At 67.7% G+C, this 15,086-nt stretch carries 17 protein-coding genes; 12 read left to right on the top strand and 5 right to left on the bottom strand.

What is annotated here, in order from left to right; translation table 11 throughout:
• The first annotated feature begins 30 nt into the window (after positions 1-30).
• From priA to ABVF28_RS01610, 8 genes are all read left to right on the top strand, one after another.
• A complete protein-coding gene (priA, locus tag ABVF28_RS01645; RefSeq protein WP_104286150.1) occupies positions 31-774 on the top strand; it encodes a bifunctional 1-(5-phosphoribosyl)-5-((5-phosphoribosylamino)methylideneamino)imidazole-4-carboxamide isomerase/phosphoribosylanthranilate isomerase PriA in 744 nt (247 codons plus the stop codon).
• An 18-nt stretch (positions 775-792) separates the two neighbouring features.
• The gene (locus ABVF28_RS01640; protein WP_371029256.1) at positions 793-1,650 is read left to right on the top strand and encodes an SseB family protein; all 858 of its coding nucleotides are present in this window, start codon (positions 793-795) and stop codon (positions 1,648-1,650) included.
• A gap of 99 nt (positions 1,651-1,749) precedes the next feature.
• Positions 1,750-2,871 (top strand): polyprenyl synthetase family protein, encoded by a 1,122-nt coding sequence (locus ABVF28_RS01635; protein WP_104311523.1) that lies wholly within the window; start codon positions 1,750-1,752, stop codon positions 2,869-2,871.
• Positions 2,868-3,737 (top strand): phytoene/squalene synthase family protein, encoded by an 870-nt coding sequence (locus ABVF28_RS01630; protein ID WP_104311524.1) that lies wholly within the window; start codon positions 2,868-2,870, stop codon positions 3,735-3,737. The genes ABVF28_RS01635 and ABVF28_RS01630 overlap by 4 nt, the downstream gene beginning before the upstream one ends.
• Positions 3,734-5,302 (top strand): phytoene desaturase family protein, encoded by a 1,569-nt coding sequence (gene crtI, locus ABVF28_RS01625; protein WP_371029255.1) that lies wholly within the window; start codon positions 3,734-3,736, stop codon positions 5,300-5,302. Before ABVF28_RS01630 ends, crtI begins: the two co-directional genes overlap by 4 nt.
• Entirely contained in the window at positions 5,299-5,991 is a 693-nt protein-coding gene (locus ABVF28_RS01620) for a hypothetical protein (RefSeq protein WP_371029254.1), read from the top strand. The genes crtI and ABVF28_RS01620 overlap by 4 nt, the downstream gene beginning before the upstream one ends.
• Before the next feature lie 82 nt (positions 5,992-6,073).
• Positions 6,074-6,913 (top strand): carotenoid biosynthesis protein, encoded by an 840-nt coding sequence (locus ABVF28_RS01615; protein ID WP_371029253.1) that lies wholly within the window; start codon positions 6,074-6,076, stop codon positions 6,911-6,913.
• A complete protein-coding gene (locus ABVF28_RS01610) occupies positions 6,910-8,451 on the top strand; it encodes a phytoene desaturase family protein (protein WP_371029252.1) in 1,542 nt (513 codons plus the stop codon). Before ABVF28_RS01615 ends, ABVF28_RS01610 begins: the two co-directional genes overlap by 4 nt.
• Positions 8,452-8,501: 50 nt before the next feature.
• On the opposite strand, the gene ABVF28_RS01605 is transcribed toward ABVF28_RS01610, so the two are convergent.
• Positions 8,502-8,876 (bottom strand): DUF1844 domain-containing protein, encoded by a 375-nt coding sequence (locus ABVF28_RS01605; RefSeq protein WP_104311528.1) that lies wholly within the window; start codon positions 8,874-8,876, stop codon positions 8,502-8,504.
• A 292-nt stretch (positions 8,877-9,168) separates the two neighbouring features.
• Between ABVF28_RS01605 and infC the strand changes: the two genes are divergently transcribed.
• From infC to ABVF28_RS01585, 4 genes are all read left to right on the top strand, one after another.
• Positions 9,169-9,840, top strand: coding sequence for a translation initiation factor IF-3 (infC, locus tag ABVF28_RS01600; protein WP_104253000.1), 672 nt, complete (start codon positions 9,169-9,171; stop codon positions 9,838-9,840).
• Complete coding sequence (gene rpmI / locus ABVF28_RS01595; protein WP_068481113.1) at positions 9,840-10,034, top strand: 50S ribosomal protein L35; 195 nt, start codon at positions 9,840-9,842, stop codon at positions 10,032-10,034. The genes infC and rpmI overlap by 1 nt, the downstream gene beginning before the upstream one ends.
• Positions 10,035-10,074: 40 nt before the next feature.
• Complete coding sequence (gene rplT, locus ABVF28_RS01590; RefSeq protein WP_104252999.1) at positions 10,075-10,461, top strand: 50S ribosomal protein L20; 387 nt, start codon at positions 10,075-10,077, stop codon at positions 10,459-10,461.
• Between the two features lie 197 nt (positions 10,462-10,658).
• Positions 10,659-11,459 (top strand): RNA methyltransferase, encoded by an 801-nt coding sequence (locus ABVF28_RS01585; RefSeq protein ID WP_104311529.1) that lies wholly within the window; start codon positions 10,659-10,661, stop codon positions 11,457-11,459.
• Between the two features lie 91 nt (positions 11,460-11,550).
• Here ABVF28_RS01585 and ABVF28_RS01580 read toward each other — a convergent pair whose 3' ends face one another.
• The 4 genes from ABVF28_RS01580 to ABVF28_RS01565 all read right to left on the bottom strand — a co-directional run bounded on the left by ABVF28_RS01580 (position 11,551) and on the right by ABVF28_RS01565 (position 15,019).
• Entirely contained in the window at positions 11,551-12,552 is a 1,002-nt protein-coding gene (locus ABVF28_RS01580) for an amino acid ABC transporter permease (protein WP_104252997.1), read from the bottom strand.
• Positions 12,549-13,202, bottom strand: a complete 654-nt coding sequence (locus ABVF28_RS01575; RefSeq protein ID WP_104311530.1) for an amino acid ABC transporter permease — start codon at positions 13,200-13,202, stop codon at positions 12,549-12,551. The genes ABVF28_RS01580 and ABVF28_RS01575 overlap by 4 nt, the downstream gene beginning before the upstream one ends.
• Positions 13,203-13,293: 91 nt before the next feature.
• A complete protein-coding gene (locus tag ABVF28_RS01570; RefSeq protein ID WP_104311531.1) occupies positions 13,294-14,202 on the bottom strand; it encodes a glutamate ABC transporter substrate-binding protein in 909 nt (302 codons plus the stop codon).
• Positions 14,203-14,269: 67 nt separating this feature from the next.
• Positions 14,270-15,019, bottom strand: a complete 750-nt coding sequence (locus ABVF28_RS01565) for an amino acid ABC transporter ATP-binding protein (protein WP_371029251.1) — start codon at positions 15,017-15,019, stop codon at positions 14,270-14,272.
• Positions 15,020-15,086: the final 67 nt, after the last annotated feature.

The raw sequence follows: 15,086 nt of genomic DNA, 5'->3' as shown, positions 1-15,086 counted from the left end.
CCTCTGAACGAGAACAAGGAACCAACGCTCGTGAGCGAATTCAACACGTCACCGGAGCTCGTGCTCTTCCCCGCAATCGACCTCGCGGGTGGTAAGGCCGTCCGCCTGGTCCAGGGGGAAGCCGACTCGGCCACGAACTACGGCGACCCCGTCGATGCGGCCGAGGACTGGATCGAGCAGGGCGCCGAGTGGATCCACCTCGTCGACCTCGACGCCGCCTTCGGGCGCGGTGAGAACCGCGGCGTCATCAAGCGCGTCATCCGGGCCGCCAAGCACGTCAACGTCGAGCTGTCCGGCGGGATCCGCGACGACGAGTCGCTCGAGCGTGCGGTCGAAGCCGGTGCGAGCCGCATCAACCTCGGTACCGCGGCGCTCGAGAACCCGGAGTGGGCCGCCAGTGTCATCGCCCGCTACGGCGAGCTGATCGCCGTGGGTCTGGACGTGCGGGGCACGACGCTCGCGGCCCGCGGCTGGACGCGCGATGCCGGCGACCTCTGGACAGTGCTCGAGCGTCTTGAAGAAGCCGGTTGTGCTCGCTACGTCGTGACCGACGTGACCAAGGACGGCACGCTGCAGGGCCCGAACCTGCAGCTCCTGAGCGACATCCTCGACCGCACCGATCGACCTGTCGTGGCCTCCGGCGGCGTCTCGAGTCTCGATGACCTCGTCGCTCTCCGTGGGTTGGTCCCGCAGGGGCTCGAAGGTGCGATCATCGGCAAGGCCCTCTACTCCGGGGCGTTCACGCTGGTCGAAGCGCTCGACGTCTCGTCCTGAATCGAGAGGCGCTGACCCATGCCGTCCCTGCCTGAGCACTTCCACCCGAGCGAAGCTGACTCGGCCGGCCAGAGCTGGTCGGGGCGGACCTTCGGCGACAACCCCTTCCGTGACGACGACGGCACCGCGCCCGCAGCGTTCCTCGCCGCGATGCAGCGCTTTCGCGCACGCGAGGCCGGGCCGGACGCCGTCGTCGACGCTCTCCGTCAAGCGAGAGTGCTCATCCCTCTCGTCGCGAAGCTCGGCGAGGCCGGTGTCAACGAGCAAGGTGCCACCGTCGACAAGAGCGCCGATCTCTCGATCGTGACCGTCGCCGGTCCGGATGGTCGCACCGTCCTTCCCGTGTTCACGTCGGCTGATGCGATGAAGCGGTGGAACCCGACCGCCCGCCCGGTCCCGGCGCTCATGCAACGTGCCGCCATCTCCGCTGCGGCCGAGGGCAGCGACCTCATCGTCGTCGACGCGACGAGTGACACGGAGTTCGTCGTCCGTCGACCTGCGGTGTGGGCGATCGCGCAAGAGCAAGAGTGGGTCGCTCCGTGGGTCAACCCCGTGGTCGCCGATGAGCTCTCTCGGGTCATGGCAGAGCTGGTCGAGGTGCTCGGTGTCGACCTCGTGCCTGGCGATCCGGAGGCCCGGCTGACCGGACCGGAGCTGCGGGTGGTGCTCCATGTGGGGCCAGCGGTCGGCCGCGATGAGCTCGCCGACCTGTCGCGGCGGGCCAGTGAGCTGCTGCAGGGGAGTGAAGCGTTCCGCACCGAGGTCGATTCCCTCGGCATCTCCTTCTCCCGTGCCGCCGGGTCTCACGCGGGGGAGGCGCAGGGCCGCTCGGGCCTCGATTCTAAGCGCTCTTGGTGGCGTCGCAGAGGGGATTGACCTGGCTCAGCATGTCGGGCAAGGCTTGCCTGTAGGCTCACCGAGAAGTAATTAGATACTCTTATAGCTAGCCAACCGAACTAAAGGGAGTGGTGCCGAGTGATTCGTGAGCCTCTGGCGAGCCCCCGTGGCCAGGGTTCGGACTTCGAGCTTGCAGCGAAGCAGCTGCTCGAGGTGCGACGGCGCATTGAGGAGTTCCTCGACGGGCGCGTCCAGGCGGCCAGTGTCATCGATGAAGGCCTCGCGACCCTCTGGCGCATTACGGCTCGGAGTGCGGAGGGCGGCAAGCTCTTTCGGCCGGCCCTGGTCGTCCAGAGCTACCTCGCCTACACGGGCGCGGAAGAGGTGCCGGATGCGGTGATCGAGCTGGCGACGGCGACCGAGCTCCTCCATCTTGCGTTCCTGACGCACGACGACGTCATAGACAACGACACGATGCGCCGTGGTGTGCGGAACCTGCTTGGGAGCGTCGAGGAGATCGTCGGCGGTTCGGAGTTCGATGACGAACGCGGGAACCGTCTCGGCCAGGCCGCCGCGATCCTGGTCGGTGACCTCCTGCTCTCGGAAGCCCACCTGCGCGTCGCGCGCATCGACCTGCCGCATGCGGTGCGCCTCCGTGTGCTCGACGCCATCGAGCGTGCGCTCTCCGTGTCTGTGGCCGGAGAGTTCAGCGATGTCAGCCTGTCGGTCCGGGCAGACCATCCCGCGCTCGCCGAGGTGCTGTCCATGAGCTCGAACAAGACGTCGGCGTACACCGTTCTGCTTCCGCTGGAACTCGGCCTGATAGCGGCGGGTGGAGAAGACCTCGTGGACGCGCGGCTCATCGCACAGTTCTCCGATGCGGCTGGCCTGGCGTTCCAGCTCCAGGATGATCTCTTCGGCGTCTTCGGAGATCAGCACAAGCTCGGGAAGGCGCCGTACTCGGATATTCGCGAGGGCAAGTTCACGGCACTGATCGCGCTCGCGTGCGGGACACCCGTATGGAACGAGCTCGAGTCGCTGCTCGGCGACCCGCAGCTCAGCGAGGTCGACGGAGCGAAGGCGCGCGACCTCATCGACGCGTCCGGTTCACGTGCGGCTGTCGAGCAGGAGCTCGCGGCGCAGTTCGCGAGGGCGAGCGCCGCGGCCCGTGCCGTTGGCGCCTCGGGCCGCGAGGGCGATAGGAATCTTGCTGAGATGATGGAGCGGCTGCTCATGCTGCTGGAGCGGCGCACCTCATGATCTCTCCGCTCGAGCAGTACACGCGCACGGCGGAGAAGTCTGCGGCAGAGGTCATCTTCGCGTACTCGAGTTCCTTCGGGGCGGCCACGCGGCTGCTCGGCCGCCGCACGGTGAAGCCCGTGCGCAGCATCTACGCGCTCGTCCGGGTCGCCGACGAGATCGTCGACGGTGTGGGAGCGCTCGCCGGCCTCTCGCTCGAACAGCAGCACGCTGCGCTGGACGGGTTGGAGGCGCAGACGCTGGAGGCGATCGAATCCGGATTCAGCACCAACCTGGTGGTGCACGCGTTCGCGGTGACGGCGCGACGCTGTGGGTTCGGGGCCGAACTGGTCGTCCCCTTCTTCGCGTCGATGCGCATGGACCTGGAGCCGAAGTCCCTCGACGTGGAGGAGCAGCGGCGGTACGTCTACGGCTCCGCCGAGGTCGTCGGCCTGATGTGCGTCCGCGTCTTCCTGACGGGCGTCTCTCGCACGGACGAGGAACGCGAGCGGATAGACGCGGCTGCGTGCGCGCTCGGCGCGGCTTTCCAGAACGTGAACTTCCTGCGCGACGTGGGTGATGACGCCGATCGGCTCGGCCGGGACTACCTCCCGGTGGAGGGGCTCGAGTCGGCGCCGCTCGACGAGCGTCGCAAGCTCATCTGGCTCGACCGCATCCGCGCAGATATCGAGACGGCGGATGCGGGCATCCCGCTGCTTCCGCGAGACTGCAGGAGGGGTGTCGCGCTCGCGAGCGCGCTCTTCTCCGCCCTGGCCGACCGCATCGCGGCGACGCCAGCGGAGCAGTTGCGCACGACGCGAGTCAGGGTTCCCGGCGCCGAGAAGGCGCGTATCGCAGCACGAGTCCTTCTGGAGACACGATCATGAGCACTCGAGCAGTTGTCGTCGGCGCTGGAATGGCGGGGCTCGCCACGGCGATCCTCCTCGCGCGGGACGGTTTCGCCGTGACCGTGCTCGAGAAGAACGACAGGGTGGGAGGCCGAGCCGGTCTTCTTGAAGTCGATGGGTTCCGCTTCGACACCGGCCCGAGCTGGTACCTCATGCCGAGCGTCTTCGACCACTACTTCGCACTGGCGGGCACGAGCACCGAGGAGCAGCTCGACCTCAGGATGCTCGACCCCGGCTACCGCGTCTTCCCGGAGCCGACCGCCGACGGCGCACGCAGCGAGCCCATCTCCATCCCGTACGGCCAGGACGCCGTGCGTGAGCTGGTCGCCGAGCTCGAGCCTGACGCGCTCTCCGCGTTCGATGACTACCTCGAGACCGCCAGACGCGCCATGGACATGGCCGAGGACGTCTTCCTCTACAACACGTTCGCGAACCCGCTGTCCCTTGTCGGCGAGAGAGTCCGCCGCGAGCTGCCGGATCTCCTCACCTGGCTGACCACGCCCCTCGAGAAGTTCGTCGAGGAGTCCTTCACGCATCCGCTGCTTCGCCAGATCCTCGCGTACCAGGCTGTGTTCCTCGGAACCGACCCGCGCCGCGCGCCGGCGATCTACCACCTCATGAGCCGCATGGATCTCGTCGAGGGCGTGCAGTACCCGATGGGTGGCTTCACGGCCGTGGTGGATGCGCTGCACGGCCTCGCGGTCGAGGCCGGAGTCGAGTTCAGGCTCGAGGCCGAGGTCACGGGCATCGCCGTCTCGCACGGGTGGAGCCGTGGTGTGCACTGGCGGGACGCGGCGGGCAAGCGGCACTTCGAGGACGTCGAGGTGGTCGTCTCGGCGGCTGACCTGCACCACACGGAGACGCAGCTGCTGCCGGAGCGGTACCGCAGCTACCCGGAGCGGGTGTGGCAGAAGACCGACTCCGGTCCGGGCGCCGTGCTCGTGATGCTCGGTATCGAGGGCGAGCTGCCGACGCTCCCGCACCACTCGCTGCTCCTCACGAAGGAGTGGGGCGAGAACTTCGACGCCATCTTCGGGACGGGCGTCGCGCTGCCGGACCCGGTCTCCGTCTACGTGTGCAAGCCGAGCGCAACCGATCCCGAGGTCGCGCCAGACGGGCACGAGAACCTGTTCATGCTCATCCCGGTGAAGGGGGATCCCGCCATCGGCGGGGGAGGAGCGGACGGCCGGGGAGACGCGGAGGTCGAGCGCATCGCCGACCTCGCGATCGCCCAGCTCGCCGAGTGGACCGGGGCTCCCGATCTGGCCAGCCGCATCGTCGTTCGGAGCACGCTCGGGCCCGCGGACTTCGTGAACGACTACAACTCGTGGCGCGGCGGCATCCTCGGCCCGTCGCACGAGCTCGCCCAGTCGGCCATGCTCCGAGCGGGCAATGCCTCCCCGAAGGTCAAGGGGCTGTACTACGCGGGTGCGACGGTCAACCCCGGTGTTGGTGTGCCGATGTGCCTGATCAGCGCGGAGCTCGTCCTCAAGCATGTGCGGGGCGACCGCAGCGCCGGGCCGCTGGGGGTCGAGAACCGGTGACGGTCGCCACCGTCCACCTCTGGGGAACCGGCAGCGCGAGCACCGGCCTCGGGTTGACGGCGAAGACGACGCTGCAGCTGCTCGGGCGACGCAGGCCGGAGGGGCTGCGCTTCTCCCGCATCCTCGGCACGGCGAAGGGGACGAGCTTCTCGTCGCGAGACGCCGACCTCGGGCACTGGGCGCTGGTCGCCTCCTGGGAGTCGCAGCAGGCGGCTGATGCCTTCGACCGTGGGCCACTGGTCGCCGCCTGGGATGCGAGCGCGCGGGAGCGGGTCAGGGTTCGCATGCGCGCCATCCGCTCCGTCGGGCTGTGGGGCGGCCGCGAGCCGTTCGGCCCGGCGGTTGCCGAAGCGGCCGAGGGGCAGCGGGTCGCCGTGATCACTCGCGCCCGGATCCGTCCCTCGGCGGTGCACCGCTTCTCTGGGACCGTGCCGCCCATCGCCGCCGAGCTGATGCAGGCGAGGTCGCGTGGTCTGCGGCTCGGATTCGGGATGGGGGAGCTCCCGGCCGGCCTGCTGGGCACCTTCACGCTGTGGGACTCGGCGCCAGCGCTTCGGGAGTTCATCGCCGGTGCGCCGTCGCACCGCGCGGCGATGCTCGACAGCAGGGCTGGCGAGTGGTTCGCGGAGGAGCTCTTCGCCAGATTCGCAGTGGATGCGGTCGAAGGGTGGGCGGGCGAGACGGGATGAGCTCCGCGCGGCGAGACCCACCACGGGCCACGGGACCAGACGACGAAGATCCAGAGCCACGACCGAGAGGAACGGACTCAAGATGAACGCCATCACACGACGACTCATGTGGGTGACCCTTGCCGCCGGCATGTTCGTGCAGAGTCTCTTCGCCTTCACGGGTGGGGGAACGATACCGCTGACGATCGCGAGCGTCGCGCTCCTGGCTGCCACCGGCGTGCTGCACGCATGGGCGACGAGGGGGCCGAAGTTCGCGTCCGTGCTGCTCGCAGCGGCCGCGATCGGCTTCTTCGCCGAGGTCGTCGGCGTCGCGACGAGCTTCCCGTTCGGGCAGTACATCTATACCCCGTCGCTGGGCTTCTCGCTCTTCGAGGTGCCCCTGATCGTGCCCCTCGCGTGGGTGACGATCGCCTATCCGGCGGTCATCATCGCGCGGCGCCTCGTCGGCACGGCCCCCGGGGTCCTGCGCCGCATCGCGCGCGTCGCGGTCGCCGCGTGGGCGCTGACCGCCTGGGACGTGTTCCTCGACCCGCAGATGGTCGACTCGGGGCACTGGGGCTGGAAGCACCCTGATCCCGGCATCCCTGGCGTCGACGGCATCCCGCTCACGAACTTCCTCGGCTGGTACCTCGTCTCCCTCATCATCTGCGGGCTCATCGATGCCGTGGCCGCGAGGTCGAAGCGGATCGAGGGCGCACCGGGCGACGCGGTTCCGTTCACGGTCTACCTGTGGACCTATGCGACGTGCGTCGTCGGCAACCTGACCTTCTTCGAGCGTCCGAGCGTCGCTCTCGTCGGCGGCATCATCATGGGCGCTATCGCGGTGCCGCTTGTCGTCGTGCTGCTGCGCGACTGGCGTGCGCGCAGGTCGGCAGATGACCTCGTGACAACCGGCGCTCGCAGCGGGGACGCTCCGCGATGAGCCGTGTCGTCGTGATCGGCGCGGGCGTCGGCGGGCTCGCCTCGGCGGCGCGCCTCGCGTCGCTCGGTCACGACGTGACGGTTCTCGAGCAGTCCGACGTCATCGGCGGGAAGCTCGGCACCATCGAGCACGATGGCTTCCTCTTCGACACTGGGCCATCGCTCGTGACGATGCCGTACGTCTTCGCCGAGCTGTTCGGTCAGACGGGTGCGCCGCTCGAGTCGGTGCTCGAGCTCCGGCGCCTCGAGGTCGCGTGCAGGTATCGATTCGCGGACGGCACCGAGCTCGACATGCCCGGTCGCATCGAAGAGATCCCCGGTGCGCTGGATGCGGCACTCGGTTCAGGAACCGGGCGGCAGTGGTCGAGGTTCCTCGAGCGCTCCGGAAAGGTGTGGGACATCGCCCGTGGCCCGTTCCTCGAGTCGCCCATCACCGCGGCCGGTATCGCGAGGCTCGCCGCGAACCCGCTGTCGCTCGCGAAGGTCGCCCCGTGGCGGAGCCTCCGCGGGTTCGGCGAGCAGGACCTCGCCGACCCGCGCCTGCGCGCGCTGCTCGACCGCTATGCGACCTACACCGGCTCGGACCCGAGGCGGGCGCCGTCGGCCCTTGCGACCGTCCCGTTTGCAGAGCAGGCGTACGGGTCCTGGTACGTGCCTGGTGGTCTCTGGCGCCTGGGCGCAGCCATCGCCGACCGGGCCCGCGAGTGCGGTGCGCGAATCCGGATGGGGGTGGATGTGACCCGCATCCTGCAGGAGGGTGCGCGGGTATCGGGCGTCGAGACGGCGGACGGCGAGCGCATCGCCGCCGACGTGGTGGTCGCGAACGCAGACGCGGAGACGGTCTACGGGAAGCTGCTCAGCAGCGAGGGCGCCCGGCGCGCGGCGAGGAGCCACGCGAAGCTCGACCCGTCGCTGTCCGGGTTCGTCCTGCTGCTTGCGCTCGACGGGTTGGACGAGGCCGCCTTCGAACACGGCGAAGCCACGCACCACCGGGTGCTCTTCGCCGAGGACTACGACGCTGAGTTCGACGCGATCTTCGGCGTCGGAGGGCAGGCGCAGTCGGGGCCGAAGCCGGTCGAGCGGCCCACGATCTACATCGCCGCACCCGAGGACCCGGAGATCGTTCCCGGTCCAGGCAGCGGTGCCTGGTTCGTGCTCGTCAACGCGCCTCGCCACGACCCTGAGCACGGCGTCGACTGGAATGAGCCCGGCCTCGCCGAGCAGTATGCGGAGTCGCTGCTCGAGCTGATGGCCGAACGTGGCGTGGACGTGCGCGACCACGTGCGGTGGATGCGCATCCGCACGCCCGCCGACCTCGAGCGGGAGACGCGCTCACCAGGGGGGTCGATCTACGGCACGGCGTCGAACGGGGCGAAGGCGTCGTTCCTGCGTCCTGCGAACCGGCAGCCGGTCGAGGGACTCTACCTGGTCGGGGGGTCATCGCACCCCGGGGGCGGCCTGCCGCTCGTGACCCTCTCCGCGGCCATCGTGGCGGAGATGATCGGCCCGGCTGAGGGGCGAGGCTCGACCGCTCCCTGAGCCGCCTGCCCACCGCGACGCGCGGCGATCCGGCAGGCGGCTGCGAACGACTAGCCGTAGACGGGACCCGTGAGGTCCTCGCCCGGCCCCTTGCCGACGGCGTCTGGGTGGTCCGACGCTTCGCGGAACGCGAGCTGCAGCGAGCGAAGACCGTCGCGGAGCGGTCGCGCGTGGTGGTCGCCGAGGTACGGGAGGCTCGCGGTGAGGAGGCCGGCAAGTGCTGAGATGAGCTTGCGGGCCTCGTCGAGGTCGAGCTCGTCCTCACCGCTGTCCTCATCGAGTCCGCAGGCGACCGCTGCGGCGCTCATGAGGTGGACTGCAGTGGTCGTGATGAGCTCCACCGCGGGCACTTCGCCGATGTCGCGGCGCAGGTCGCCGTACTCGGGATCGGTGGCGGAGGGGTTTTCGAGTGAGGCGTCGGTCACGCTGGTCCTTTGTGCGAAGTTCTGGTAATGTAGCGATCGGTTTCTGCTGTGCAGAGACCGCGAAAGAGGATTCGTCCCACCCGCGCAAACCGCTCTACGTAGGTTACCGGGTTGCTCCACTCCCTTCCTCAGTTCGGCCTCACGGCTGCGCGGGAAGAGGTCACAGAGCCTGCAGGACGTGCACGAGTTGCGCGATCTGCAGACTCCATGACGTCGGGTGGAAACACGCTGCGAGCGCAGTGCTGTTGGTGTGACGCCTCCTTTCCACATTCAGTGAAGTCAGGAGCCTTCCATCAGCGAACCACGTACCAATGACCGCATCCGTGCCAGTGAAGTCCGCCTTGTCGGCCCGGGCGGTGAGCAGGTCGGAGTAGTCAAGCTCGAGATGGCCCTGCGCCTCGCGCAGGAGTCTGAGCTCGACCTCGTCGAGGTCGCCCCTAACTCGAAGCCACCCGTCGCCAAGATCATGGATTACGGGAAGTTCAAGTACGAGGCCGCCCAGAAGGCCAAAGAAGCCCGCCGCAACCAGGCCAACACGGTCCTGAAAGAGGTCCGCTTCCGCCTGAAGATCGACGCCCACGACTACGAGACCAAGCGCAAGCGCGCTATCGGCTTCCTCGAAGACGGCGACAAGGTCAAGGCCATGATCCAGTTCCGCGGTCGCGAGCAGTCGCGCCCGGAGATGGGCGTGCGTCTTCTCCAGCGCTTCGCTGAAGAGGTCTCGGAGTACGGCACCGTCGAGTCCAACCCCATGATCGATGGCCGCAACATGGTCATGATCATCGGCCCGTTCCGGAACAAGTCCGACGTGAAGGCCGATGCCTCCGCAAAGCGGAACGCAGCTCGCGAGGCGTCGCGGGCGGCCAAGCACGGGCAGCCGTCACCAGACGAAGCTGCACAACCAGCTGTAAATGAAGCTGCGACAGAGTCTGCAGCAGAGTCTGCACCAACAGAGGAGAAGTAATGCCGAAGCAGAAGACCCACTCGGGCGCCAAGAAGCGCTTCAAGGTCACCGGAAGCGGCAAGATCATGAAGCAGCAGGCTGGCCTCCGCCACAACCTCGAGGTCAAGTCCCCCGGTCGCAAGGCTCGCCTGAACCAGGACCAGCTCCTGTCCCCGGCAGACGCCAAGGTCGCCAAGAAGCTGCTCGGCCACTAAGCCGCCCCGCACACGAACTTACTGAGGAGAATCAACACACATGGCACGTGTAAAGCGGGCGGTTAACGCCCAGAAGAAGCGTCGCGTCATCCTTGAGCGCGCATCCGGCTACCGCGGACAGCGTTCGCGCCTGTACCGGAAGGCCAAGGAGCAGGTCATCCACTCGATGGTCTACTCGTACCGCGACCGTCGCGCGAAGAAGGGCGAGTTCCGTCGCCTCTGGATCCAGCGCATCAACGCCGGGTCCCGCGCGAACGGCCTCACGTACAACCGCTTCATCCAGGGCCTCGGCCTTGCCGGCATCGAGGTCGACCGCCGCATCCTCGCTGAGCTCGCCGTGAACGAGCCCGCGACGTTCGCGGGTCTCGTCGAGGCCGCCAAGCAGGCCCTCCCGGCCGACACGTCGGCCCCGCGCGCAGCAGCGTAGCGAACTCCGCGGCCCGACTCGATATGCAGTCAGCGGCCGTCTGAACATGCGGCCGAGAGTCCAGCTCTCGGCCGCATTTTCTTTTGCCTCGAGCTCCGCAGCCGCCCGCATCGGGACGGTGCCGCCCCGCATGAGGTCGGCCCCTGAACCACCACTCCAGCCAAGCAGCGCCCCGTGCGCAGGAAGAAGTCGACACCATGATCGAGAGTCCGCGGAACGCGCGAGTCAAGGAAGTCAGGAAGCTCTCGCAGAAGTCCGAGCGCCAGGAGACTGGCCTGTTCGTCATCGAGGGCCCGCAGGCCGTCCGTGAGGCGCTCGTCTCGCGCCCCGAGCTCATCGAGGAGCTGTTCGTCACGCCCACGGCGCTCGAGCGTCACTCCGAGCTGCGCGGCCTCGCCGAGGAGGCGCAGCTCGAGGTCGACTTCGCGAGCGAGGAGGCCATCGACGCGATGGCGGACACCCGCACGCCCCAGGGCGTGATCGCGGTCTGCCGTCAGTTCCCGGCCTCCATCCGGGATGCGCTGCGCGGCTCCCCGAAGCTCGTCGCCATCCTCGAGGAGGTGCGCGACCCTGGCAACCTGGGCACGATCATCCGGGCAGCTGATGCTGCGGGTGCTGACGCCGTGATCCTCACGGGTCGCACGGTCGACCTCTACAACTCGAAGGTCGTCCGCTCGAGCACCGGCTCGATCTTCCACCTTCCGATCGCTGTCGAGGTGACGCTCGACGTCGCGACCTCGCGCGCTCGTGACGCGGGACTGCGCGTCGTGGCCGCCGACATCGACGGTTCGGACCTGCTCTCCGCGCGCGAGTCGGGCGAGCTGGCTCAGCCGACCGCGTGGCTCTTCGGCAACGAGGCCCGTGGCCTCGATGCGGAGCAGCTGGCCTACGCTGACGCGACGATGAGCGTGCCGATCTACGGTCAGGCGGAGTCGATGAACCTCGCGACCGCCGCATCCGTCTGCCTGTACGAGAGCGCCTTCGCGCAGCGCGCGTAGCGCCCGCGAGCCGCAGTAACGAAACGCTCCCCGCTGGCAGGACCGAGAGACTCGGTACCTGCCAGCGGGGAGCGTTTTGTCGCTGGTGCGTCTAGACGCGATCGCCGTCGTCGCGCTTGCGGAGATCGCTCTGCCGCTGCGCTTCGGCGAGATCGTGCTTGGCCTTCTGCCGCTCGTCCTCTTCGAGTTCTAGGACGTCCGACTGCTGGACCAGGATGAGCTCCGTGTCGGTCACGTTGCCCGCGTTGGTGAGCGGCTCCGGCGCCGCCCCCGCGATGACCTTCGGGTTCTGCGAGATGCGCTTCTGCACGATGGTCGCGAGCCATGAGAGCAGCACGCAGGTCGCGATGTAGATGGCGCCGATCACGATCGTCACCGGGATGTACGGGCGGCCGTAGTCTGCCTGGCCGCCGATGAGCTTCGCCATGTAGAGGAGCTCGTTGTAGGTGATGATCGAGCCGAGGGCCGTGTCCTTGAGCGTCACGACCAGCTGCGCGATGATGACGGGCAGCATCGCGCGGATGGCCTGCGGGAGCAGGATGATCTGCATGACGCCGCTCTTGCGGAGGCCGATGGCGTAGCCGGCCTCGGCCTGTCCGCTCGGCAGCGACTGGACGCCGCTTCGGATGACCTCGGAGAGGACTGAGCCGTTGTACGCGATGAGCGCGATGACGACGGCCCAGAACGGCTCCATCTTGATGCCGATGGCGGGCAGGCCGTAGTACATGAGCATCATGAGGATGAGGACGGGGATCGCGCGGAGCCCCTCGACGACCACCGTGAACGGGATGCGGACCCACGCGTGGTCCGATAGGCGGCCGATGGCGAGGACGAATCCGAGCGCCAGCGCGCCGACGGCGGCGACCAGGAAGGCGCTGAGCGTGGCCCAGAGCGCCTGCGCGATCTGCGTCCAGATGGCCGCGTAGCCGAAGATCTGCCACTTGTTGGCGCTCAGGTTGCCCGTTGCGCCGAGGCGGTAGATCAGGAACGCCACGAGGCCGACGATGACGACGACCGTGATGATCCCGAGGAGCTTGTTGCGAGCGAGCGCGCGGGGTCCCGGGACGTCGTAGAGAACTGAGGTCTGGCTCATCGGGCAACCTTCCAGTGGCGTTCGAGCGCGTTCTGCACCCACGAGAGCAGGAGCACGAGGACGATGAAGACGATGGCGACCCAGATGAGCACCTCCATCGCGTTCTCACCCCGCTCGCTCATGTTGGCGCGGATGATGCCGAGGTTGACGGCCGAGAACCCAGCAGCGACGGTGGTGTTCTTCAGCAGTGCGATGAGGACGCTCATCATGGGCGGGACGACGGCGCGTGCTGCCTGTGGGAGCACGATGAGGGTCATGACCTGCCCGAAGGGAAGGCCGATGGCTCGCGCGGCCTCTGCCTGGCCGACAGGCACGGTGTTGATGCCGCTTCGAAGCACCTCGGCGACGTACGTGGCGGTGTAGACGCCCAGCGCGAGGATGCCGAGGAGCAGGTAGTCGGTGCGGCCCATCGGGATGAGGACGGGCACGGCGAAGACGAAGATGAAGAACACCAGCGTGAGTGGCGTGTTGCGCACGATGTTGACGTAGGCGGCGCCGACGGCCCGAGCGATCGGGACCGGCGAGACCCGCATGGCACCCACGATGAAGCCGAGGACGAGCGCGAGGAGCGCGCCCCCGAAGAAGAGGATGAGCGTCCCGATGAGGGCCTCACTCCACAGGTCGAGGTGGTTCGTGAAGATATCGAACACGCTCGCCTTCCTTTCTGAGACAGGGCGCGAGGCGCCCTAGGTGCGAACGAGCGGCGGCGAGAGTGAGTCTCGCCGCCGCTCGCCTGTGGGATTAGTAGCGGTCGACCGCTGGCTGCGAGACCGTGGTTCCGGAGGAGCCGAGGTTGTAGTCGAAGATCGACTGCCACACGTCGCCGCCCTCTTCGAGGGTCGTGTTGAAGTGGTCGCGGAGCGCGTCGTCGCCCTTGGCGAGGCCGATGCCGTAGAGCTCTTCGCTGAAGGGCTCGCCGACGACCTTGAGCTGCTCAGGGTCCTGAGCCGCGTAGCCGATGAGGATGGCCTCGTCGGTCGTCACTGCATCGACCTGGCCGTTGAGGAGCGCCTCGACGCACTGCGAGTACGTGTCGAACTCGGTGGTCGTGACCTCTGGGTAGTTGTCGCGGATGTTCTGGATCGGCGTCGAGCCGGTCGCGGAGCAGACGTTGACGCCGGCGACGAGGTCGTCGACACCCGTGATCTCGGAGTCGGCGCCGACGAGGAGGCCCTGTCCGGTCTCGAAGTACGGACCGGCGAAGTCGATCTGGTCCTTGCGCTTGTCGGTGATGGAGTAGGTGCCGACGTAGTAGTCGATGTCGCCGTTGGAGATCGCCTGCTCGCGGTTGGCGGAGGCGATCGGCTTGAACTCGATGTTCTCCTCGGAGACGCCGAGCGATGCGGCCATCCAGCGTGCGACGTCGACGTCGAAGCCGGTGCGCTCACCGGTCACTGCGTCGAGGTAGCCGAGGTTCGGCTGGTCTTCCTTGACGCCGACGACGACCTTGTCGCCGCGCGCCTTGATGGCGTCGAACGTGGGCGAGCCCTCGATCGCGACGTCCGTCGCGACCTCGAAGACGGGTGCTTCACCGGTCGTGGTGCCTTCGTCGCCGCCTGCAGCGGGCGGGGCGCCTTCGGCGCATCCGGTCAGTACGAGTGAGGCCAGGATGCCTGCGCCGAGAATGGCGCTGAGCTTGGTCTTTCGCATTTCTTCTCCTTCTGTTGGAAGTCTGTCTGGTCCTGGAGGACGGTCGGGGCGCGGTCCGCGCCTGCCGTCAGTGGGTGATGAGCTTGGAGAGGAAGTCCTTGGCGCGGTCGGTCTTCGGGTGCGTGAAGAAGTCCTCAGGCGCCTGGTCTTCGAGGATCTGGCCGTCGGCCATGAAGACGACCCGGTCGGCCGCCTTGCGGGCGAAGCCCATCTCGTGGGTCACGACAATCATCGTCATGCCCTCCTTCGCGAGATCGACCATGACGTCCAGGACCTCGTTGATCATCTCGGGGTCGAGGGCGCTCGTGGGCTCGTCGAAGAGCATGACCTTCGGCTTCATGGCCAGTGCGCGGGCGATCGCGACACGCTGCTGCTGACCACCGGAGAGCTGGGCAGGGAACTTCGCCGCCTGGTGGCCGATGCCGACGCGGTCGAGAAGCGCCTTTGCCTCTTTCTCGGCGTCGGCCCTCGAGACCTTGCGGACCTTGATGGGGCCGAGAGCCACATTCTCGAGGATGGTCTTGTGCGCGAAGAGGTTGAAGGACTGGAAGACCATGCCGACGTCGGCGCGGAGCGCGGCGAGTGCCTTCCCTTCCTTGGGCAGCACCTTCCCGTCGATCCGGATTTCCCCCGAGGTGATCGTCTCGAGTCGATTGATCGTGCGGCACAGGGTCGACTTGCCGGAACCGGAGGGCCCGATGACGACAACGACCTGACCGCGCTCGACGTTGAGATTGATGTCCTTCAGGGCGTGGAATTCACCGTAGTGCTTCTCGACGTGATCAACGACGACGAGGGGCTCGCTCTGATTTTGCATGGAGCGATTCCACCACAGCGTCAGACTGCGCGGTTGCCTATTTCTCGCTTTCGCAACGAGATGGTTA

It is taken from the genome of Pseudoclavibacter sp. JSM 162008, assembly GCF_041366455.1.
In the GTDB taxonomy this organism is placed as follows: Bacteria; Actinomycetota; Actinomycetes; order Actinomycetales; family Microbacteriaceae; genus Pseudoclavibacter.
The sequence above is the reverse complement of the archived record's forward strand: the minus strand, read 5'-3'. Positions and strand labels throughout refer to the sequence as shown.

What these genes read in the sequence shown, in the direction of transcription:
- ABVF28_RS01640 (WP_371029256.1), top strand. Translation starts at nt 793, where the DNA reads ATGCCGTCCCTGCCTGAGCACTTCCACCCGAGCGAAGCTGACTCGGCC.
- ABVF28_RS01630 (WP_104311524.1), top strand. Translation starts at nt 2,868, where the DNA reads ATGATCTCTCCGCTCGAGCAGTACACGCGCACGGCGGAGAAGTCTGCG.
- crtI (WP_371029255.1), top strand. Translation starts at nt 3,734, where the DNA reads ATGAGCACTCGAGCAGTTGTCGTCGGCGCTGGAATGGCGGGGCTCGCC.
- ABVF28_RS01615 (WP_371029253.1), top strand. Translation starts at nt 6,074, where the DNA reads ATGAACGCCATCACACGACGACTCATGTGGGTGACCCTTGCCGCCGGC.
- ABVF28_RS01610 (WP_371029252.1), top strand. Translation starts at nt 6,910, where the DNA reads ATGAGCCGTGTCGTCGTGATCGGCGCGGGCGTCGGCGGGCTCGCCTCG.
- rpmI (WP_068481113.1), top strand. Translation starts at nt 9,840, where the DNA reads ATGCCGAAGCAGAAGACCCACTCGGGCGCCAAGAAGCGCTTCAAGGTC.
- rplT (WP_104252999.1), top strand. Translation starts at nt 10,075, where the DNA reads ATGGCACGTGTAAAGCGGGCGGTTAACGCCCAGAAGAAGCGTCGCGTC.
- ABVF28_RS01585 (WP_104311529.1), top strand. Translation starts at nt 10,659, where the DNA reads ATGATCGAGAGTCCGCGGAACGCGCGAGTCAAGGAAGTCAGGAAGCTC.
- ABVF28_RS01580 (WP_104252997.1), bottom strand. Translation starts at nt 12,552, where the DNA reads ATGAGCCAGACCTCAGTTCTCTACGACGTCCCGGGACCCCGCGCGCTC.
- ABVF28_RS01570 (WP_104311531.1), bottom strand. Translation starts at nt 14,202, where the DNA reads ATGCGAAAGACCAAGCTCAGCGCCATTCTCGGCGCAGGCATCCTGGCC.
- ABVF28_RS01565 (WP_371029251.1), bottom strand. Translation starts at nt 15,019, where the DNA reads ATGCAAAATCAGAGCGAGCCCCTCGTCGTCGTTGATCACGTCGAGAAG.